At 72.0% G+C, this 20,892-nt stretch carries 18 protein-coding genes and 1 riboswitch; of the genes, 4 read left to right on the top strand and 14 right to left on the bottom strand.

Going from position 1 to position 20,892, the window contains the following annotated elements:
- The first annotated feature begins 136 nt into the window (after nucleotides 1-136).
- Both ACFQ2V_RS13335 and ACFQ2V_RS13330 read left to right on the top strand, forming a co-directional pair.
- Complete coding sequence (locus ACFQ2V_RS13335) at nucleotides 137-1,177, top strand: PseG/SpsG family protein (RefSeq protein ID WP_386053246.1); 1,041 nt, start codon at nucleotides 137-139, stop codon at nucleotides 1,175-1,177.
- 18 nt (nucleotides 1,178-1,195) lie between these two features.
- On the top strand, nucleotides 1,196-2,617 hold the full coding sequence (locus ACFQ2V_RS13330) for a cytidylyltransferase domain-containing protein (RefSeq protein WP_386053245.1): 1,422 nt from the start codon (nucleotides 1,196-1,198) through the stop codon (nucleotides 2,615-2,617).
- Here ACFQ2V_RS13330 and ACFQ2V_RS13325 read toward each other — a convergent pair whose 3' ends face one another.
- From ACFQ2V_RS13325 to ACFQ2V_RS13305, 5 genes are all read right to left on the bottom strand, one after another.
- Entirely contained in the window at nucleotides 2,618-3,394 is a 777-nt protein-coding gene (locus ACFQ2V_RS13325; protein ID WP_386053244.1) for an ABC transporter ATP-binding protein, read from the bottom strand.
- Nucleotide 3,395: 1 nt separating this feature from the next.
- Nucleotides 3,396-4,190 (bottom strand): ABC transporter permease, encoded by a 795-nt coding sequence (locus tag ACFQ2V_RS13320; protein ID WP_386053242.1) that lies wholly within the window; start codon nucleotides 4,188-4,190, stop codon nucleotides 3,396-3,398.
- Nucleotides 4,190-5,176 carry a glycosyltransferase family 2 protein gene (locus ACFQ2V_RS13315; protein ID WP_386053241.1) on the bottom strand — a complete coding sequence of 329 codons (987 nt, stop codon included), beginning with the start codon at nucleotides 5,174-5,176 and terminating at the stop codon, nucleotides 4,190-4,192. Before ACFQ2V_RS13315 ends, ACFQ2V_RS13320 begins: the two co-directional genes overlap by 1 nt.
- 160 nt (nucleotides 5,177-5,336) lie before the next feature.
- Complete coding sequence (locus ACFQ2V_RS13310; protein WP_386053239.1) at nucleotides 5,337-6,500, bottom strand: acyl-CoA dehydrogenase family protein; 1,164 nt, start codon at nucleotides 6,498-6,500, stop codon at nucleotides 5,337-5,339.
- Between the two features lie 59 nt (nucleotides 6,501-6,559).
- A complete protein-coding gene (locus tag ACFQ2V_RS13305; RefSeq protein WP_386053238.1) occupies nucleotides 6,560-6,706 on the bottom strand; it encodes a hypothetical protein in 147 nt (48 codons plus the stop codon).
- Nucleotides 6,707-7,044: 338 nt separating this feature from the next.
- Nucleotides 7,045-7,164: riboswitch (SAM riboswitch) on the top strand.
- Between the two features lie 88 nt (nucleotides 7,165-7,252).
- On the opposite strand from ACFQ2V_RS13305, the gene ACFQ2V_RS13300 reads away from it, so the two are divergent.
- Nucleotides 7,253-8,569, top strand: a complete 1,317-nt coding sequence (locus tag ACFQ2V_RS13300; RefSeq protein WP_386053237.1) for a bifunctional o-acetylhomoserine/o-acetylserine sulfhydrylase — start codon at nucleotides 7,253-7,255, stop codon at nucleotides 8,567-8,569.
- 53 nt (nucleotides 8,570-8,622) lie between these two features.
- The gene (locus ACFQ2V_RS13295) at nucleotides 8,623-9,666 is read left to right on the top strand and encodes a S66 family peptidase (RefSeq protein ID WP_386053236.1); all 1,044 of its coding nucleotides are present in this window, start codon (nucleotides 8,623-8,625) and stop codon (nucleotides 9,664-9,666) included.
- 19 nt (nucleotides 9,667-9,685) lie between these two features.
- On the opposite strand, the gene ACFQ2V_RS13290 is transcribed toward ACFQ2V_RS13295, so the two are convergent.
- From ACFQ2V_RS13290 to ACFQ2V_RS13250, 9 genes are all read right to left on the bottom strand, one after another.
- Nucleotides 9,686-11,572 carry a Na+/H+ antiporter gene (locus tag ACFQ2V_RS13290; protein WP_386053235.1) on the bottom strand — a complete coding sequence of 629 codons (1,887 nt, stop codon included), beginning with the start codon at nucleotides 11,570-11,572 and terminating at the stop codon, nucleotides 9,686-9,688.
- Nucleotides 11,573-11,614: 42 nt separating this feature from the next.
- The gene (locus tag ACFQ2V_RS13285; protein ID WP_386053234.1) at nucleotides 11,615-12,787 is read right to left on the bottom strand and encodes a DegT/DnrJ/EryC1/StrS family aminotransferase; all 1,173 of its coding nucleotides are present in this window, start codon (nucleotides 12,785-12,787) and stop codon (nucleotides 11,615-11,617) included.
- Nucleotides 12,784-13,872, bottom strand: coding sequence for an SDR family NAD(P)-dependent oxidoreductase (locus ACFQ2V_RS13280; RefSeq protein WP_386053233.1), 1,089 nt, complete (start codon nucleotides 13,870-13,872; stop codon nucleotides 12,784-12,786). Before ACFQ2V_RS13280 ends, ACFQ2V_RS13285 begins: the two co-directional genes overlap by 4 nt.
- 100 nt (nucleotides 13,873-13,972) lie before the next feature.
- Nucleotides 13,973-15,028 (bottom strand): nucleotidyltransferase family protein, encoded by a 1,056-nt coding sequence (locus ACFQ2V_RS13275; protein WP_386053232.1) that lies wholly within the window; start codon nucleotides 15,026-15,028, stop codon nucleotides 13,973-13,975.
- Complete coding sequence (neuC, locus tag ACFQ2V_RS13270) at nucleotides 15,025-16,227, bottom strand: UDP-N-acetylglucosamine 2-epimerase (protein ID WP_386053231.1); 1,203 nt, start codon at nucleotides 16,225-16,227, stop codon at nucleotides 15,025-15,027. The genes ACFQ2V_RS13275 and neuC overlap by 4 nt, the downstream gene beginning before the upstream one ends.
- Before the next feature lie 11 nt (nucleotides 16,228-16,238).
- Complete coding sequence (locus ACFQ2V_RS13265; protein ID WP_386053230.1) at nucleotides 16,239-17,297, bottom strand: N-acetylneuraminate synthase family protein; 1,059 nt, start codon at nucleotides 17,295-17,297, stop codon at nucleotides 16,239-16,241.
- The gene (locus ACFQ2V_RS13260; RefSeq protein ID WP_386053229.1) at nucleotides 17,294-17,956 is read right to left on the bottom strand and encodes a NeuD/PglB/VioB family sugar acetyltransferase; all 663 of its coding nucleotides are present in this window, start codon (nucleotides 17,954-17,956) and stop codon (nucleotides 17,294-17,296) included. The genes ACFQ2V_RS13265 and ACFQ2V_RS13260 overlap by 4 nt, the downstream gene beginning before the upstream one ends.
- On the bottom strand, nucleotides 17,953-19,395 hold the full coding sequence (locus ACFQ2V_RS13255) for a hypothetical protein (protein ID WP_386053228.1): 1,443 nt from the start codon (nucleotides 19,393-19,395) through the stop codon (nucleotides 17,953-17,955). Before ACFQ2V_RS13255 ends, ACFQ2V_RS13260 begins: the two co-directional genes overlap by 4 nt.
- 57 nt (nucleotides 19,396-19,452) lie before the next feature.
- Nucleotides 19,453-20,868: a lipopolysaccharide biosynthesis protein gene (locus ACFQ2V_RS13250; protein WP_386053226.1), complete on the bottom strand. Its 1,416-nt coding sequence runs from the start codon at nucleotides 20,866-20,868 to the stop codon at nucleotides 19,453-19,455.
- Nucleotides 20,869-20,892: the final 24 nt, after the last annotated feature.

Here is a 20,892-nt window from a genome sequence, read left to right as displayed (position 1 = left end):
GAGGGCACCACGCACTGGGGCGCTCGACCAGCGCCGACGGCGAGATTAACACCTTCGACGTGCTGCCCGCCCCTCCCCGGACGCCGGGCGCGGGCCTCGCGACGGTCCCGGGGACGCCTGCGGCAGACTTGGGCGCATGCCCGCCCACATCGCCCTGCGTTGCGACGCGAGGCCCGAGACGGGCACCGGACACGTCGTACGCTGCCTCGCCCTCGGAGACGAGCTGACCTCCCGCGGCGCGCGCGTGACCATCCTCGGGGAGGTGACCGGCGTGGGCTGGCTCGCCGACCAGATCGCGCGTCGGGGCCTTCCGGTCGTGGCGTCCCCCGACGAACCCGGGGCGCTCGCGGCGCTGGCGAGGGAGTCCGGGGTCGACGCCGTCGTGCTCGACGGCTACCACCTCGACCCCGGGTGCGGCAGGGCCTTGCGCGACGCCGGCGTCACCGTGCTCTCGATGCTCGACGACACCTTCGGCGCCGGCCAGGACGCCGACCTCTACCTCGACCAGAACTTCGGTGCCCGCCCGGCGCCGGGGATCGCCCCGGAGCGGCAGCTGCTCGGACTCGACCACTCGCTCTTCCGCGACGAGGTGCTGCGGCACCGCCCGACCACCCCGCGTCGCACCCCGCGCGCGACGCCGCGGGTGCTCGCCGTGTTCGGGGGGACCGACCCGTATGCCGCGGCACCCGTCGTCGTGCCCCTGCTGCTCGCCTCCGGTCGCCCCCTGCACGTCGTGGCCGTCGCCGCGCGACCCGAGATCGCCGCCGCGCTCGAGGCTCTGGCGACGTCGCCGGGGCAGCACGTCGAGGTGGTCTCCCCGACGCCCGACCTCGCCGCCCTCGCCGCCACGTGCGACGTCGCGGTCACCGCCGCGGGCAGCTCGGTGTGGGAGTTCCTGTGCCTCGGCCTGCCCTCGATGCTCGTGTGCGTCGTCGACAACCAGGGGCCGGGCTACGACGCCGTGACCGGACGTGGTCTGGCCGAGCCGTTCGGGCACCTCTCGCAGCTGCGTGACGACGAGGCAGTGCGGTCCACCGCCGTGGCCGTTCTCGACATGCTGCTGTCTGACCCGGAGCGGCAGGCTGCACTGGCGAGCGCCGGGATGTCGCTCGTCGACGGGCGTGGCCGGGCGCGGGTGGCCGACGCGCTGCTCGGCGCGGTCGCGGCTCGTCGCTAGCCTGTTCCCCACACCACCATGGAGGTCTCCACCGTGCCGCGCACCCGCGTCGTCATCCAGTCGCGTCTCAACTCGTCACGCCTGCCCGGCAAGGCCATGCTGACGGTCGCGGGGATGCCGCTCATCGAGCTGGTGGCCCGGCGCGCGAGCCGTGGTGGCCACGAGGTCGTCGTGGCCACGAGCGAGGAGCAGTACGACGAGCGCATCGCAGGGCACCTGTCATCGGTCGGGATCCCCGTCGTGCGGGGCTCGCTCGACGACGTGCTGGGCCGGTTCGTCCAGGCGACCGCGGACCTTGCACCCGACGACCGCGTCGTGCGTCTCACCGGCGACAACCCGGTCGCCGACGCCGACCTCGTGGACGAGCTGCTCGCCGCCCTGGACGGCAGTGACCACACCTACGGGCGGGTCGACATCGACCGGGTGCCCGAGGGCCTCGGGGCCGAGGCCTTCAGCGTGGCCGCCCTTCGCGACGCCGACGCGCAGGCGACCGACGCGTACGACCGTGAGCACGTCACACCGTGGCTCCGTCGCACGCTCGGCGAGCTGCTCTTCGTGCCGCAGGGGTGCCCCGGCGACATCCACGCCTACCGGGCCACCGTCGACACCCTCGGCGACTATGTACGCGTGTCGTCCCTCTTCGACGACGTGGCCGACCCGGTCGGCCGTCCCTGGCTCGCGTTCATGGAGGACCTCGCCGCCCGCGTCGACGCGGCCGGGGAGCGCATCCCGTCGACCTCGTCGGCGGCCGGCCGGGTCTCGCGCGTCGTGCTGTCGGCTCGCGCGTTCGACGACGGCCGGGCCGGCGGCGACAAGCCGGCCGAGCGCGCGGAGCGGTTGCGCGCCCTCATCGCCGACGCCATCGAGCGCGGCGTGACGCACGTCGACGTCGGCCGGGGCGACGGGCGCAGCGAGGAGCTGCTGCGCAGCTGCGCAGAGCCGGCGCTCGTCAAGCGGTTCGGCCTGATCAGCCGCCTGTCGGCGCCGGCGCTCGAGAACGAGTCCTCGCCGGACGCGTACGCCCTCGCTGTCGAGGCCTCGGCGGAGCGCAGCTTCGCCAACCTCGGCCGGCGCAGCGTCGACGCGCTGGTCTTCCCCGACGCTGTCACCGCGTCGCGTGGCTGGGCACGCGCCCAGCGCTACCGGGACGAGTGTGTGGCTCGCTCGATCGGTCTCGTCGCCCGGTCGGAGGATGACCTCCGGTGGGCGGTCGGCACGGCTGACGTCGGCTACGTCGAGGTGCGCACCGGCCCCGACGCGGCGCACGACGGCCTGCTCGGCCAGCTCGCCGAGCGCGGCACCACCCTCGTGGTGGGCACGCACGCGTACGACGGCTCCGACGCGGGGTCGCAGACCGTTCCGACGTGGGCGTCCGCGGTGCTGGTCACCGCGCTCGAGCCCGCCGCCTTCGACGACGCCGTGGCAGCCGTCAACCGCTGATCAGCCCGGGTTGTTGTTGTACTGCTCGAGGATGTCGTCCATCGAACCGTCGGCGACGAGGCGACCGGACTTCAGGTAGAGCCCACGCGTGCAGAAGCGGCGCAGGTCGGCCTCGGAGTGCGAGACGAGGAAGAGGGTGCGACCCTCGGCCAGGAGGTCCTCCATGCGGCGGTAGCACTTCTCGCGGAAGTCCTTGTCGCCGACGGCGAGCACCTCGTCGACGAGCACGATCGGCTCGTCGAGCGTCGTGATGAGCGCGAAGCCGAGACGCACCTGCATGCCGGAGGAGAAGTGCCGGAACGGCATGTCGAGGCCTGCGCGGACCTGCGGGCCGGCGAAGTCGACGATCTCGTCGAAGCGCTCGGTGATCTGGGCCTTGCTCAGTCCGTGCAGACCCGCAGTGAGCAGCACGTTCTCGCGCGCCGAGAGCTCACCGAGGAAGCCACCGGTGAGCTCGATGAGCGGTGCCACGCCACCGTTGACGGCCACCTGGCCCTCGTCGGGCAGCAGCACGCCCGCGATGGTCTTGAGCAGCGTGCTCTTGCCGCCACCGTTGGAGCCGACGAGGCCGACGGCCTCGCCCGGCCCGACGGTGAACGAGACGTCCTTGAGCGCCCAGAAGGTCTCCTTCGGCGCCGTGTTCTCACGGCGCAGCACCATCTCACGCAGCGAGAGCTTGCGGCGGCGGGAGCGGTAGAACTCGACGCCCAGCCCCTCCACCTTGATGACGTCGGCGGTGCGCCTGGCATCTGACACGCGGTCGGCCACGGGAGGCATCTCAGATCTCCTTCAGGACGGCACGCTCCATGCGCGCGAACGTGACGGCACCCCAGGCGAGGAAGGCGAGCGACATGATCATGCCCACCAGGAGCGGAGCGAGCTGCAGGGCCTGGGGGAAGAACCCGGCCCGGTAGAGCTCGAGGATGCCTGTCATCGGGTTGAACCACAGCACGGTCTGCACCCAGTGCGGAGCGAAGTCCAGGCTGTAGATGATCGGGGTGCCGTAGAAGAGCATCCGCAGGGCGATGCGGACGACGCGGATCGTGTCGTCGGCGAGCACGGTCGCCGGGGCCAGCAGCAGCCCGATACCTGTCTGCAGCACGAACTGCAGGGCGAGCGCCAGCGGGAAGAGGATGAGGCGCCAGTTCAGCGTGGCGTCACCCAGCACGAGGTAGACCACCACGAAGGCGAACAGCACCGGCAGCGAGAGCAGGAACTCGATGCCCTTGGCGATGACCACGCGGATCACCCAGAGCTCGCGGGGCAGGTTGGTCGACCGGACGAGCTTCGCCTCTGCGACGAGTGCGCGGGCGGTCTCGTTGATCGAGGCGTTGAACCACTGCCACGGCAGCAGCCCGAGCAGCAGGAAGAGGAAGTACGGGTGGTGACCGGCGTCGCCGCGCTTGAAGATCACCGCGAAGACCATGAAGTAGATCAGCGCCATCGCCAGGGGGTCGATGACCGTCCAGAGGTAGCCGAGCCAGCTCCGGGCGTAGCGCACGCGAAGGTCGCGCTGGACCAGCGTCAGCAGGATGCCGCGCTGGCCCCAGATCCGCGAAAACCGCTCCACCATCAGAACTCGTCTCCTTCGGGGACCAGCTGGTCCGGCCTGCTGGTGAGGAAGCCCCAGCCCCAGCTCATGTGCATCGTCGCGAGCACCGCGGGGACCCGGAGCGCAACCTTCGCGCCCTCGCCACGCGCGATGGCCACTCCCCCGACACCGACCCCGGCGGCATACCCGGCCGGGATGGCCCAGAGCGGCCGCCAGACCAGGCCACCGACGACACCGGCGGCCACCGCGACGAGCGCGGTGGGCGGGGCGAGGTAGCGGGCGTTGATCGAACCCCTGTGCCGGGTCGCGACGACGCGGCGCCAGCGGCCGTAGTCGCGGTACTGGCGGCTGAGGGCGCGCAGGCTCGGGCGCGGGCGGTACTCGACCGTGAGGGTCGGGTCGAACCAGACGAGACCGCCGGCCTGGCGGATGCGGTAGTTCAGCTCCCAGTCCTGGGCGCGGGTGAAGCGGGGGTCGTAGCCGCCGGCCTTCGTCAACCACTCACGGCGGAAGACGCCCAGGTAGACGGTGTCGGCCGGCCCGGCCTCGCCACCGGTGTGGAAGCGGGCGCCGCCCACGCCGAGCGGCGACGTCATGGCGGTGGCCACGGCCTTCTCGAAGTCGGTGACGCCGGTGGCGTGCATGATGCCGCCCACGTTGGCGGCCCCCGTCTCGCCCATGACACGGACGGCACGCTCGATGTAGCCCTCGCTCAGGAAACCGTGGCCGTCGACGCGCACGACGATGTCGTGCTCCGCCGCCGCCACCGCGAGGTTCAGCGCCTCAGGCGTGCGGCCCGACGGGTTCTCGACGACGGTGATGCGTGCGTCACGCTCTGCGAGACGCCGGGCCACACCGAGGGTGTCGTCGTGGCCGGGGCCGACGGCGAGCACGACCTGGATCTGTCCGGGGTAGTCCTGGGCGACGACCGCGGCGACGGCGTCCTCCAGGTGCCTCTCCTCGTTGAGCAGCGGCATGATGACGCTGACCGGAGGTGTTGGGTCCACGCGTACGGATCCTTCTCGTTCGGGTCGATGAGGTGGAGCAGGCGATCGCGACCCGCACCGGGCCGAGCCAGCCTACCGCCCCGAGAACCTATCCCTGCCACGGCGGAAAGTCGCTGGGAGAGATGTGAGGGCCCGCCGTGAGTCCTGCGGCCGGATGTTCCTACTTGAGGAGCTGGCGTGCCATGACGATGCGCTGCACCTGGTTGGTGCCCTCGTAGATCTGGGTGATCTTCGCGTCGCGCATCATCCGCTCGAGCGGGAAGTCGCTGGTGTAGCCGGCGCCGCCGAGCAGCTGCACGGCGTCCGTCGTGATCTTCATGGCGGTGTCGGAGGCGTAGCACTTGGCGGCCGCGCCGAAGAACGAGAGGTCCTTGTCACCACGCTCGGACTTCGCGGCCGCGACGTAGACCATCTGGCGTGCGGCCTCGAGCTCCATCGCCATGTCGGCCAGCATGAACTGGATGCCCTGGAAGTCGGCGATCCGCTTGCCGAACTGCTTGCGCTCCTTGACGTACGCGAGGGCCTGGTCGAGCGCGCCCTGCGCGATGCCGACCGCCTGGGCGCCGATCGTCACACGGGTGTGGTCGAGGGTGCGCAGCGCGATCTTGAGGCCGTCGCCGACCTGACCGACGACGCGGTCGCCGGGGATGCGCACGTTGTCGAAGTGCAGCTCGCGCGTCGGGCTGCCCTTGATGCCGAGCTTGCGCTCCTTCTCGCCGAAGGTGAAACCCTCGTCGGACTTCTCGACGACGAAGGCAGTGACGTTGCCGCCGCGGGGGCCGTCGGGGTCGGTGACGGCCAGCACCGTGTAGTACTCGGAGACGCCGGCGTTGGTGATCCACGACTTCTGGCCGTTCAGCACCCAGTCGTCACCGTCCTGACGTGCGCGGCACTTCATCGCCGCGGTGTCGGAGCCGGCCTCGCGCTCCGACAGTCCGTAGGAGAAGGTCGTCTCGCCCTTGGCGAGCGGCGGCAGGTAGCGAGACTTCACGTCGTCACTGCCGTCGAGGATGAGTGGCAGCGAACCGAGCTTGTTGACGGCCGGGATGAGCGAGGCGGACGCGTCGACGCGGGCGACCTCCTCGATGACGATGCACGTGGCCAGCGCGTCGGCGCCCATGCCGTCGTACTGCTCGGGCACGTGCGGCGCGAAGAAGTCGGACGCGACGAGTGCGTCGTGCGCCTCCTGCGGGTAGCGGGCCTCCGCGTCGACGGAGGCGGCGTAGGGGGCGATCTTGTCCTCGGCGATCGCCCGGATCGCCTCCCTCAGGGCCTCGTGGTCCTCGCTGGTCCGGTACAGGTCGAAGTCGGCATTCGTGCTCACGGCGCGATCCTACTCGCCGGTTCGGATTAGTAGGACGTCCTAGTGATCGACGCCACGACTCAGCCGTCCGCGGTCGACCGGACACGGTTCGAGCGACCTCCGGACCACCCCGCCCTCCCGCCGTCGTGCGCGATCTGGGTGCTGGTGCAGATGCGGTGGGTCCTGAGGTTGTGGTGCAGCCGGTGCTTGGCGAAGACGTTCGTCACGGACGTCTCGCCCACAGGCCCGGGGGTCTCGTGGTCGAGGTCGCAGCGGGTGGCGGGGACGTGGCAGTCGGGGCCGCGGCAGGTGCCGTCGACCGCGCGGACGTGCTCGCGGGCGTGGGCGGCGGTGACCCAGCCGTGCCCGGGCAGCTCGCAGCCGGTGTCGGAGGCGTTCGAACGAGTCGGAAGGCATTGACTTTATCCATGGACAGCCAATTCGACTGCCCGACAGAGCAGTCCATTCGCCAACCCGATGACCTCGACCAACAGGCTGACGGCTCCGTCCACGATGAGGACACGCGCTCCCATCTGCCGGACACGCATACGTAGACTCGCAAGCAGGTCATGAGTGCCAGCGCCAAGCCCCGGCTCGCTGGCCGGCAACCCTCCCACCGCGGCGGGGTGCCCCGGGTGAGGACCTGGCCCGTCGACGCCAGCCGGCGCTCGGGCAAGCGCGGAGAGCTCCTCTCCCGCACCGACCCGTCGGTGCGCCGGCCCGATCCCCGCTCACGGGCCGGTCATCGACACGACTCATGAAGAGGACGACAGATGACCGATCCGAACTGGTCCTTCGAGACCAAGCAGATCCATGCCGGCCAGAGCGCCGACAGCGCCACGGGTGCGCGCGCCCTGCCGATCTACCAGACGACGAGCTACGTCTTCAACGACACCGACCACGCGGCAAACCTGTTCGGGCTCAGGGAGTTCGGCAACATCTACACGCGCATCATGAACCCGACGACCGACGTCGTCGAGCAGCGCATCGCCGCGCTCGAGGGCGGAGTGGGCGCGCTCCTCGTCGCGTCGGGCCAGTCCGCCACGACCCTCGCACTGCTCAACATCGCCGAGGCCGGCGACCACATCGTCGCGTCGCCCAGCCTCTACGGCGGCACCGTCAACCTCCTCAAGTTCACCCTTCCGAAGCTCGGCGTCCAGGTGAGCTTCGTCGAGGACCCGACCTCGGTCGAGTCGTGGCGAGCGGCCGTGCGCCCCAACACCAAGGCCTTCTTCGGTGAGACCATCGCCAACCCGAAGGCCGAGGTGCTGGACATCGAGGCCGTGGCGGGCCTCGCCCACGAGGTCGGCGTGCCGCTCGTCGTCGACAACACCATCGCGACGCCGTACGTCATCCGCCCGATCGAGTGGGGGGCCGACGTCGTCGTGCACTCCGCGACGAAGTACCTCGGTGGTCACGGCACGTCCATCGCGGGCGTCATTGTCGACGCAGGGCGGTTCGACTACGCCGAGGACCCGGAGAAGTTCCCGAACTACAACACCCCCGAGGAGAGCTACCACGGTCTCGTCTTCGCGCGTGACCTCGGGGTCGGCAGCCCCCTCGGCGCCAACCTCGCCTACATCCTCAAGGCGCGCGTGCAGCTGCTGCGCGACCTCGGCCCGGCGGCGGCGCCGTTCAACGCGTTCCTCATCGCCCAGGGTCTCGAGACGCTGTCGCTGCGCATCGAGCGCCACCTCGAGAACGCCCACAAGGTGGCGGCCTACCTCCAGGGACACGAGCAGGTCGAGCGCGTCGTGTGGGCGTCCCTACCCGACAGCCCCTCCCGCGCCACCGCCGAGAAGTACGCGCCTCGCGGGGCCGGCGCCGTGCTGTCGTTCGAGATCGTCGGCGGCCTCGAGGCCGGCAAGAGGTTCGTCGAGGCGCTGACGCTGCACAGCCACGTGGCGAACATCGGCGACGTGCGCTCGCTCGTCATCCACCCGGCCTCGACGACGCACTCGCAGGGCCCCGAGGAGGACCGCCTGGCAGCCGGTGTGACGCCCGGGCTCGTGCGCCTGTCGGTCGGCATCGAGAACATCGACGACATCATCGCTGACCTCGAGCAGGGGTTCACCGCCGCCAAGGCCTGAAACGGACGACAACCGAGGTGTGGCGGATCGGCACGGCTGGCACGATGTCGGCCATGCCGATCCGCTACCCCGCTCCCCTGCGCCCCGGTGACCGCGTCGGCATCACGTCGCCGAGCTCCGGCGTCGGCGATGCCCTGTGGGCGCGGTTCGCGTATGCCGTCCAATGCCTCCGCGACCGCGGCTTCGAGGTCGTGGTCGGCGAGTTCAACCACGCGCCGACCCAGGTGAGCGGGCCCCGCGAGGGCCGCGCCGCCGAGCTGACGGCGATGCTCCTCGACCCGTCGATCAGGGCCGTCGTGCCGCCGTGGGGCGGCGAGACCGGGATCGACCTGCTCGACCTGCTCGACCTCGAGGCGATCGCGGCGGCCGAGCCGACGTGGTGCGTCGGCTTCTCCGACACCTCGACGTGGCTCACCCCGTTCACTCTCACCACGGGCGTCGCGACGATCCACGGGCAGAACCTCATGGACACGCCGTACACGCTGCCGGACGGCATCCTGCACTGGGTGGACGTCGCCGCCGCGTCGGAGGGCGACGCACTGCACCAGCACTCGCCCGGGCGCTTCCGCTCCGGCGGCTGGGACGACTACGCCGGCAACCCGACCGTCTCGACGATGACGCTCGAGGGCCAGGGGACGTGGACCCGCATCGACCACGGCCACGAGGGCGAGTCCGTGACGCTCGAGGGGCGCCTCGTCGGAGGCTGCGTCGAGACGCTGAGCTTCCTCGCCGGCGGCCGCTTCGCCGACACGAATGCCTTCGCTGCACAGCACGCCCCCGAAGGTCTGCTCGTCCTGCTCGACATCGCGGAGTGGGGGTCCTACGACATCTGCCGGGCCCTGCACGCCATGCGGCTGCGAGGCTGGTTCGACACGGCCAACGGCATCCTGGTGTCACGCACCAGTACGCCTGAGCCCGACGGCTTCACCCAGCACGACGCGGTGCGTGAGGCGCTCGGCATGCTGGGTCTCCCGATCGTCGCCGACGTCGAATGCGGCCACGTCGCGCCGTTCCTCGCCCTCGTCCAGGGCGCGTCGACGACCGTCGCGCACGACCCCGCCGAGGGCACGCACACCATCACGCAACACCTCGACTGAGGCCGCGCGACAAGAGGTCTCAGCCGACGACCTCGTCGACGAAGCACCACCGCCACGACTCCCCCGGCTCGATCGAGCGCATGACCGGGTGCGAGCTCTCGTGGAAGTGCCCGGTCGCGTGCTTGAACTCCGAGGAGTCGCAGCAACCGACGTGCCCGCAGTCGAGGCACAGGCGCAGGTGCACCCAGGTCGTTCCGTTGCGCAGGCACTCCTCGCATCCTTCGGGCGTGCGGGGCTCGACACAGGCGTCGATCTCCTCGAGGTGCTCACAGGGTGCTTCGATCGTGTCCACGGGCAACATCTCACTTTCTGCAAGTCGGCTCTCCTGGTCCTCGAGCCGGTCCAGCATCGTCTCCTCGAGGTCGAGGGCGCCGAGCACGACACGGAGGACCACGTCGTCGGCACGCCCCTCGTCGCGCAGCCGGAGCACCTCCTCGCGCTCGGCCGTGAGCATCTGCATGCGCGCCCGCCGGTACTGCGTGCTGGGGGTCTCGACCCCGTCGAGGCCCCGGGGCCCGAGCCGCTCCCACAGCTGGTTGACCCGGTCGGACGCACGCTCGCGCAGCATGTCCTTCGTGGACTCGTCGACGTCCGGCATCCGGTCCAGCACGTCGAGCCCCGACCGCGTGGCCGCCTGCAGCACGGTCGCGGCCTGCAGCGCGTCCTCGCGTGGGTCGGGTCCGCGCACCCCCAGGCGACGGGCGACCCACGGCAGCGTCGTGCCCTGGACGAGCAGCGTGCCGATGGTCACCACGACGGCGATGAGGACGAGCACGGCACGATGCTGCGTCCCGGTGGGCAGCAGCAGCGCGGCCGCCAGCGTCACCACACCCCGCATCCCGGCCCACGACAGCACCACCGTGTGCGACCAGGGCGCCTCGGCCTCGGCACGCATGACATGGGTGCGCAGGTAGCGGAACGGGAAGACCCAGAGCGGCCGCAGCAGCAGTACTGCGACGAGGGTGCCCACGGCGGCGAAGGTGATCCGGCCCACCGAGAGCTCCGAGCTGCGGACGTTCTCGACCACGTAGAAGACCTGCAGCCCGATGAGCAGGAACACGGCGTTCTCGAGGAGGAACTGGATCGAGCCCCAGTTGATCCGCTCGCTGAGCCGTGAGGCGCCCGACTGCGTGCGCGGCGACTTGTGCCCGAGGATCAGCCCGGCGGTGACGACGGAGATGACGCCCGAGGCGTGCACCTCCTCTGCGGGCACGTAGGCCGCGAACGGCACCATGAACGAGAGCACCGTGTCGAAGGCCGGCTCGGTCGAGAAGCGCTTGCGCAGCACGACGACGACGAGCGACACGACGACCCCGATGGCCGCGCCACCGAGCGAGGCCCAGAGGAAGTCGCCCACGACCCGGGCGAAGGTCACGTCGCCGGCGACCGCACCGGAGGCCACGCCTGCGGCGGCGAGCGCGGTGCGGAGCGCGACCAGGGCGGTCGCGTCGTTGACGAGCGACTCGCCCTCCAGGATGGTGACGAGCCGCCGCGGCAGGCCGATCTGGCGACCGACCGCGGTGGCGGCCACCGCATCGGGCGGCGCGACGACCGCGCCGATCGCGAAGGCGACACCGAAACTCAGGCCGAGCACCGCTCCGAGGAACAGCGCAACACCGAGGGCGGTGAAGAGGACGAGCCCGACCGAGAGACCGAGGATGACGGCCCGGTTGTTGCGGAAGTCGACGAGCGACGTCTGGATCGCGGCGGCATACAGCAGGGGCGGCAGGATGCCGAGCAGCACGACGTCGGGACTCAGCGCGACCTCGGGCACGAACGGCAGGTAGGACCCGGCGATGCCGAGGACGATCAGCACGAGCGGTGCCGGCAGCTCGAGGCGGTCGGCGAGCCAGGCTCCGCCGAGGACGGTGGCCGCGATGGCGAGCAGCCCGATGGCGATCTCCACGACGACATCCTGCCCCACCACGGGCAAGCGCGACGGGCCGCCTCAGGTGAAGAACGAGCGCACGGCCTCGATGACGCGATCCTGGTCGGCGTCGGTCAGCTCTGTCGCGCACGGAAGCGACAGGCCACGACCGAACAGGCCTTCGCCGACGGCCCCACCGAGCACGGGCGCACCCAGGAACGGCGGCTGCGCATGCAACGGCCGCCACAGGGCCCGCGCGCCCACCCCGCGCGCCTGCAGGTGCGCCAGGAAGTCGTCGCGGCCGCGACCGTCGCCCTCGGGAACGAGCACCGAGTAGAGCCAGTACGTCGCGTCGAGCCCGTCGACGCGCGGCGGCAGCACGAGCGGCAGGTCGGCGAACGCCGCGTCGTAGCGCGCGGCGACACGGTGCTTGGCCGCCACGAACTCGTCGAGCCGCTCCAGCTGGGCGAGGCCGAGGCCGGCCGCCAGGTTGGTCAGGCGGTAGTTGTAGCCCACCTCGTCGTGGAGGTAGCCCACGTCGGGCACCTTCGCCTGGGTGGTCAGGTGGCGGGCGCGGGCGGCGAGGTCGTCGTCGTCCGTGACGACCATGCCGCCGCCGCCGGTGGTCGCGATCTTGTTCCCGTTGAACGAGAAGCAGCCGATGCGGCCCACCGTGCCCGTGTGACGGCCGGCGTAGCGCCCCGTCGACCACGTGGCGCCGAGCGACTCGGCGGCGTCCTCGAGCACGGGTATGCCGTGGCGGTCGCAGGCGTCCATGAGCGGTTCCATGTCGGCGGGCTGCCCGAGCACGTGGACGATCTCGACGACCTTCGGCTGAGCCTCCCCCGCGACCGCGCGCCGGTCGAGCTCCGCGGCGAGCAGGGCCGGGTCGAGGTTCCACGTCGTCGTCTCGGAGTCGACGAGCACGGGCCGGGCGCCGCAGTACGCGATCGGGTTGACCGACCCGACGAAGGTGAAGTCGGAGCAGACCACGTCGTCGTCGCGCTCGACACCGAGCAGCAGCAGCCCGACGTGGATGGCCGCGGTGCCGGTGGCGCAGGCGATCGCGTGTTTCGACCCGACGCGCTCGGCGAAGCGCCGCTCGAACTCCGAGACGAACGGCCCGACGGACGAGACGAACCCCGACTCGACCGCCTCGGTGACGTAGCGGCGCTCCAGCTCGCCGATGTTGGGCACGGCGAGCGGGATCGTCCCCTCGGGGCCGCGGGCTCCCGGGGCGTGCGCCTCGCTCACCGGTGGTACCGCCCGGCGGTCTCGGCGTCGACGCGAGGGCGCAGCCACTCGGCGGTGGCCGACAGGCCCTCTTCCAGCGACACCGTCGGAGCCCACCCGAGCACCTCGTTGGCACGGGAGGGGTCGGAGAGCAGGATCTGCACCTCGGAGCCCTCGGGACGGATGCGGGCGCTCTCGGTGACGATCTCGGCGTCGCTGCCGGTCACCTTGCGACACAGCTCGACGACCTCGCCCACCGAGACGGTGCGTCCGGTGCCGAGCTGGATCGTCGTGCCCGGCGCGACGTCGGCGAGGGCGGCCCGCACGAACCCGTCGGCCGTGTCGGTGACGAAGGTGAAGTCGCGCTTCGGGCTGAGGTCGCCGAGCTTGAGCTGGCTCGCGCCGGCGAGCAGCTGCGAGAGCACCGTCGGGATGACTGCGCGGGTCGACTGCCGGGGGCCGAAGGTGTTGAACGGGCGCAGCGTCGTGACCGGCGTCTCGAACGACAGGGCGTAGGACTCGCACATCTTGTCGGCGGAGATCTTCGTCGCGGAGTACGGGGACTGGCCGCGCAGCGGGTGCGCCTCGGTGATCGGGACCGCCTCCGGTGTGCCGTAGACCTCGGACGTCGACGTGTTGACCATGCGCGGGGTGCCCTGGCGGCGTACGGCCTCGAGGACGTTGAGGGTGCCGATCACGTTGGTCTCGACGTAGGAGCGGGGAGCGACGTAGGAGAACGGGATCGCGATGAGTGCGGCCAGGTGCAGCACGACGTCGACGCCCTCGGTCGAGGCCATCACGTGCTCGGGGTCGCGGATGTCGCCGAGCACGACCTCCGCCTGCCCGTCACGCACCGCCTGCCGGAACGCGTCGGACTCGTCGAGCCAGCCGGTCGAGCCGTTCGAGTTGTACAGGCAGAACGCCTTGACCCGCGCACCGTCGGCGACGAGCCGCTCGACGACGTGGGACCCGATGAAGCCGTCGGAGCCCGTCACGAGGACGGTGCGCCCTGCGAGCGAACCCTCGACGGGGCGAGCTGTCAGCTCGGTCTCGGGCACCTCGCCCGTGCTGCCGGAGAGCGTGTCGGTGGCGGAAAGTGTTGTCACAGCTACCTTTTCGTCGTCATCTGGGCTCGTACGCCGTCAGCCACGTCAAACGTGACATGGCGAGGTTTGGCGGGAGGCGCGTGGTCGGGACGATCGCCGCTCACGCCTCCCCCTTCGCGCGGGCAAGGTCCTTCGGGGTGCCGACGTCGATCCACTCGCTCTGGATCGGCCACGCCGTGACGCGCTCGTCGCGCTCGAGGCACGTCTCGACCAAGCCCGGCATCGTGCTCGCCCGACCGGCCGGCAGCCACGCGAGCGCGCGCGGCTCGACGGCATACACGGCGGCGTTGATGTCGAAGCTCAGGGTCGGCTTCTCCGACACCCCGGTGACGCGACCACCGCTGCTCTCGACGACGCCGAAGGGCACCTCGTGCTGGTAGGTGCGCGTCGCCATCGTGACCGCAGCATCGGTGCGCCGGTGCGCGTCGAGGAGGGCGGCCGCGTCGAACTCGACCATGAGGTCGCCGTTCATGACCAGCACCGGGTGCTCGAGGTCGGGCCGCTGCTCACGCAGGAGCGTCAGCGAGCCCGCGGTGCCGAGCGGGAGGCCGGGGTCCTCGCGCAGGTAGTGCACGGCCACTCCGAGGCGAGAGCCGTCGCCGAGGTGCTCCTCGATCTGCTCGGCCAGGTAGTTGACGCTCACGTAGACCTCGCGGATGCCGTCGCCCACGAGGCCCAGCACGATCCACTCGAGGATCGAGCGACCGGCCACGGTCATCAGCGGTTTCGGGGTGTCCTTCGTCAGGTCACCCAGCCGGGTGCCCCGGCCGCCGGCCATGACCACGGCGACGTTGGGCAGCGGCGCCGACCCCACGACGTCGGACAGCGTGTGCAGGTTGACGAGCGTGCCGTCGTCGTCGAGCTCGGGCACGGCCGAGATGCGCAGGGCCTGCATGAGGTCGAGCACGAGGGCCCGCGGCGACCCGGCCGCTACGAAGTGCGGCGATCGCGTCGCGTGGTCGAGGGCCGGGGCGTCGAGGCCGTCGCCCTTCAGCACGGCCCGACGCAGGTCACCGTCGGTGAGCAGCCCGGCCAGGCGCATGTCGTCGTCGACGAGGAGGCACACGAGGGTCGCGCTGCGGTCGACCACCTCGAGCGCGTCACGCAGGGTCGCCGTGGTCGGCGCGCAGGCCGCGCGCAGGTCTCGCGCCGTCACTCGGGCCCGTCCTCTCCGTCGAACGTGCGGACCGGCAGGTCCACGAACCGCTTGACCCGGCTCGCCCGGGCCGCTGACCGAACGATATCGAGGATGCGCGTGCTCGCCTCACCCGTGCCGTAGGGGTTGGCGGTGGCAGCCGCACGCTCGCGCCGGCCCGGGCTGAGGGCGCTCCGGACGGCAGCCTCGACGGCGACCCTGCCCTCGTCGGCGTGCACGACGTTGTCGCCGCGCAGCCGGCCGCGCTGGCGCTCGCCGATGTCGACGGCCGGCACGTGCACGGTGGCCGCCTCGATGACGCCCGAGCTCGAGTTGCCGACCACGACGTCGCTCGTCGCCAGCACGCGGGGGTAGTCGCGACCGAGCGCCGACACGAGCCGCAGCCGCGGCTCGTGCGCGGCGAGGTCGGTGAGGGTGGCGAGCACCTCGTCACGTCCGTCGTCCATGCCCGGGTGCGTCGCGACGACCGTGCCGCAGACGGCCAGGGCGGCCTCGGCCGCCTCGCGCGCCCACTCCCCGACCGGAGCGTCGGCCTGGGCCGTGGGCGGGTGGTACGTGAAGAGGCCGAGCGGCCGCTCGACCGTCTCCACCCCCAGGAGCGCCGCGAGCTCGGCGTCCGGCATCGGCACGGCTCCGGCAAGGCGGTCGAGCCCCGGCGCGCCCGTGACGTGGATGCGGTCGGCGGGCTCACCCAGCTGCCGCAGGCGGGCGCCGGCGTCCTCGGACGCGACGCAGTGCTGGTCGGCGAGCTTCGTCACGGCGTGGCGCACTCGCTCGTCGACGGCGCCCTCGGTGACCTCTCCGCCGTGCAGGTGCACGACCGGCACGCCGAGCAGGACGGCCGGGGGCACGACGTAGAGCAGCTCCCAGCGGTCGCCGAGCACCACGAGCACGTCGACGCGCTGCTCGCTCAGGGCCAGCCCGGTGGCACGCGCGATGAGCGCCCCCTGCTCGAGCTGGGCTGCGGCGGTGACCTCTTCCATCGGGTCGGCGAGCGGCACGACGGCCTCACGCCACTCGTGGGCGGAGGCGCTCGCGGGCAGGGCCGCGACGAGGTCGTCGACGGCATACATCACGCCCGTCAGCACCCGGAGGGCCACGTCGTCGGCGGCCTGGAGCACCTCGAGCACCGGCGACAGCGGGCCGAGGTCGGCGCGGGTGCCGACGAAGACGGCGACGGCGAGCGGGGCGGCGGTCATCGGCACGCGCCTCAGCGCGCGAGGTCGGCGTCGGTGACGGGCGCGCCGGCCTCGACTGCGCGCGAGAGCACCCGGCCCCGGATGTCGACGGCGGGGCTGACGCCGCCCTCCGGCCGTAGCAGCTGCAGGTCGTCGCCGGTCAGGTGGGTGCCCGCCGGCAGCTCCCGCGCCGCGTGCCACGAGCGACGCACGAGGAGGGCGTTCTCGTCCTCGGACGGCATACGCACCTTCACCCCGTCGCCGAGGGCGCGGGCCAGCTGCTTCGTCGCGGACACGTACTCGGTGAGGGCGTCGGGCTCGAGGCTGGCGAGGTGGTCGGGCCCCGGCAGCGTGCGGTCGCTGGTGAAGTGCTTCTCGAGGATGGGGGCGCCGAGCGCCACCGCACCCAGCGCAGTGGTGAGGCCAGGCGTGTGGTCCGACCACCCCACGGGTATGCCGTGCAGCTCGGTGAGTCGCGGGATGACCCGCAGGTTGCACTCCTCGACGGGCGCCGGGTAGGCGGAGACGCAGTGGAAGAGGACGAGGCCGGGGGCCTCGGCGCACGCCTCGACCGCCGCCTCGACCTCCTCCTCGGTGCCCATGCCGGTCGAGACGAGCAGCACGACCCCGAGCCGCGACATCTCGCGCAGGTAGGGCAGGTTCGTCAGCTCTCCCGAGCTGACCTTGAGCGCCGGCAGGCCGAGGTCGACGAGCATCTCGGCGCTGTCGAGGTCGAACGGCGTCGAGAGGAACGTCGTGCCGGCCTCGGACGCGTGGTCTCGCAGCTCGACCCAGGCCTCCTTGGGCAGCGTCAGCGCCTCGAGGAGGCTGCGCTGGTCGGAGCTGCCGCCGCGGTCTCGCTGGTAGGGCGTCGTGGCCGCCGCGGACGAGACGAGCTTGTCGGGCGAGAACGTCTGGAACTTCACGGCGTCCGCCCCCGAGGCGGCGGCGCTGTCGACGAGCCGGTGGGCCAGCCCGACGTCGCCGTTGTGGTTCACCCCGGCCTCGGCGATGACGTAGACGTCGTCGGGAGCGGGCACCGACGCGGCGCCGATGCTGACGGGGTGGACGGCGTTCAGGGGATCGATCACGAGGTGCCTCCGGTTCGGGAGGCACGGCCTACGCCTCGGGTGACGGCGGGGACGCCGATGACGGTCTGGCCGTCGGCCACGTGCGCGGTGACGACGGCTCCGGCGCCGATCGTCGCGCCGGCACCGACCGTGACGCGGGGCAGCACCCGCGCCCCGCTGCCGACGAGGACCCCTCCACCGACAGAGGCCCCACCGAGCAGGACCGCGCCCGGCGCGACGTGGGTTCCGGCACCGACGCGGCAGTCGTGCTCGACGACCGCGGCGGTGTTGACGATGACGGCCTCGCCGACGCGTGAGGCGGGCCCGACGTGGGCGTGCTCGAGCACGACGGTGCCCGGCCCGAGCACGCTCCGCGGCGACACGGTCGCGGTCGATGCGACGACGGGCGGCGCGGCGAGGCCGCGGTCGAGCAGCTCGCGCACGAGCGTGCTGCGGGCGTGGCCCGCACCGATCGCGACGACGGCCCTCAGGCTGCGGGCCGCCACGAGCTCGAACGCCTCGCGGTCGTCCGCGAGCACGTCGACGTGCCAGGGGTCGCCACCCGTCTCGGCGCCGCTCACCGCGACGACCGTGTGGCCGGCCCGCTCGAGCACGTCGACGACGGAGCGCGCGTGGCCCCCGGCCCCGAGCACCACCCAGCCGAGCGAGTCGTCAGTCACCTCAGGCCCTCCCGGCTGCAGCGACACCGGCACGGTGCCCCAAAGGAGGCGGCCGCCTCGCCGAGCGCACCGCCGACCTTGCGGATGTTGTCGGGCTCGAGGACCGCGGGCACGCGCGGCGGGTCGAGCACGAGCCCTTCCCACGAGTTGCGGACGTAGTCGTACACGAACCACTCGTCGATGGCGGCACGGTCTGTGCGCAGCGACTCCCAGCCGCGGTCGGCGACGAAGCGGGTCAGGTCGTCGGGAGTGTCGAGCCGGGCGACGTTGCCGAGGCCGCTCCACGGCATGTCCGCGCCGGTGACGACCGGTAGGCCGAGCAGGCCGGCCTCGAGGCCGACGGTGCCCGTCGCGGTGACGGTGAAGACCGCCTGCTTCATCAGCTCTCGCGAGTCGGCGAACGGGTCGATCGAGGCGATGTTCGGGTGGGCGTCGAACTGCGGCCAGTAGTCGGGGTCGCGCCGCCACATGAAGTGGGCGTGCTCCTTGACGGCGACGCCGATGCCGAGCGGCGCCAGCGCGTCGGCGAGGACGCGTGCGGTGTAGGCCTGGTCGCGCCACTCCTGCCCCATGACGTCGGCACTCGACTCGGGCTGGACCTGGAGCGGCAGGAAGACGAACGTCTCCGGCACGGGGTCCCATCGGCGCGACTGGTACTCGCGGAGGTTGAGCCGGGCCTTGACCGGGTTGAGCCACGGCAGCCGGGCGTAGTCGCTCGGCCGCGGCAGCTGCAGGTTGGCGCCGCGGTCGACGGCGAACTCCTTGATGCGGTCGCTCGCGAGCCGCCAGATCTCCTGCCCCGTCTCCACCTTGAGGTTGCGGGCGAAGCCCATCGGCCGGCCGTGCTCGGCGCGCCAGGTGTCGATGAACGTCTGACCCGCCGTGAGGGCGGACGGGTCCTCGACCTCTCGCCGCCAGAGCGTCGTGCCTCGCGGCGCGCCGATGAGGCCGAAGCGGTCGGACGGGAGCCGTATGCCGCGTGGCCAGGTCGCGAGGCCGCCGTGGTGCGTGACGAGGCCGGCCGTGAGCAGCTCGGACGTGACGGTGAACTCGACGAGGGCGAGCACCGGCCCGCGCCCCTCCAGCGCCGCCTCGAGCTCCTCCGCCGCGAGGTTGAGGAAGTTCATGGCCGTGTCGACCCGGTTGCGGCGCAGCGCACGCTCGGAGACAAGGAGGTCCAGCACGTCGAGCCCGACCCCGGCACACGCTCGCTTGAGGGCGGCGTGCGGCGCGAGGCCACTGACGACGTTGGCCTTGCGCGCGGCGGCATACGGGAGCCTGACCGTCGTCGCGCGAGGCGCGTGACGGCGCACCCACGCGAGGTTGGCGTCGGTTCGCACGACGAGGACGAGGTCCTTCGTCTCGAAGCCGGCGTGCACGAGGGCCGGCACCAGCAGGTCGTCGTAGCCCAACCCCATGTGGACGAGTGGTGTCACCACGAAAACGTGTCTCCTGCGTGTCGTTCGGTCGGGTCTGCGGCGGGCGAGCGGTCCATCCTATCGACGCAGCGTGTGCAGGACCCTCGGCGCGATGATCGCCCCACCGATCAGCAGCATCACGGCGACCCCGGTGCCGAAGAACACGCCACCGAAGGTCGAGAAGAAGGTCGCCACGAGCGCCACCCCGACAGCGAGCCACGCTTCCACCGGCCAGTGGAAGGTGCGCCACGACGCGACGATGGTGATGGCCGCCAGCACGACGTAGCCCGCGACCTTGGCCACCGCGATGCCGACGATCCCCGAGTCTGACGGCAGTGCCACGGCGACGACGACCATGACCGCCAGACCGGTGAGCGCTGCCAGGGCGAGCCGCGCGGTGTGCTCGCTGTCGAGGACCGCGAGCGCCGACCCCTGGTAGAGCATGTAGAGCACGGCCACGAGGCTCAGGACCGCGACGGTCGCCCCGATGCCGCCGACGTCGAACTCGGCGCCCGCGACGACGTGGGCGAGCCAGATGCCGGTGGCGCCCACGAGCCCTGCGCCGACGACGACGACCGCGAGCAGGGCGGTGCCGGTGCGGCGGGTCCACTCCCAGCGGCGCTCCGGCGGGTGCGAGAGCACGAGCGGGCTCCAGCCGTTGAAGAGCGCGACCGCCAGGACGAACGGGATGTTCCCGAGCTGCAGCGCCACCTGGTAGTTCCCGGCGGCGCCGTTGCCGAGCAGCCGGTTCGCGAGCAGCACGTCGCCCATGAGCAGGCCCAGCATCGCCACCGCCTGCGGCAGCAACGGGGCGGCCAGCAGCACGCCGGCCCGCACCCGGTCGCGCGCAGCCGTCGGCGGCAGCGGTCGCCCGACGACCACCGCGAGCACCGCCGCGACGACCAGCGCCGTGGCGTATGCCGTGAGGTACGTTCGCGACGACCGGTCGCCCTGCGCTGCGAGCAGACCCGAGAGGTGCGCCACCACGGTCGAGGCGATCGCGAGGAGCAGGAAGTGCAGCGGGCGCAGCCGGGCCCGCGAGAGCGACTGGCCGGCCACCACCGTCGTCAGGGCGGCGCTCGCGGCCACGACGAGGCACCACTGGCCGAGGTCGACGCGACCGGCGGCTGAGAGCACGACCCCGAGCACGACCCCGAGGACACCGAGGGCCACGGCGAGACCCACCATGGTGCCGGCCAGCGCCCGGCCGGCCGTCGGCCCGTCGTCGCCGCGGTGGTACTCGCGCAGGATCACCTGGGGCAGTCCGGCAGCCGCCACGGTGCCGATCATCTGGACGACCACGAGCGCGGTGGCGACCTTGCCGTACTCGACCTCGCCCAGCAGGCGGGTGGCGAACGGCAGCACCAGCAGCACGCCCAGGCCCTGGAGGGCCGTGCCGAGCAGGTAGATCACCGAATGGGCACCGAGCGACGCGGATGCCTGCGCCCCCGCCGGCGACGCGGCAGGCGCGGGAGAGTCGGGATGATCTGCCACGATGGGAAACCTACTAGGGCGAAG

Origin of the sequence: Terrabacter terrigena, assembly GCF_042676085.1 — a bacterium.
GTDB lineage: Bacteria > Actinomycetota > Actinomycetes > Actinomycetales > Dermatophilaceae > Terrabacter > Terrabacter terrigena.
The sequence above is the reverse complement of the archived record's forward strand: the minus strand, read 5'-3'. Positions and strand labels throughout refer to the sequence as shown.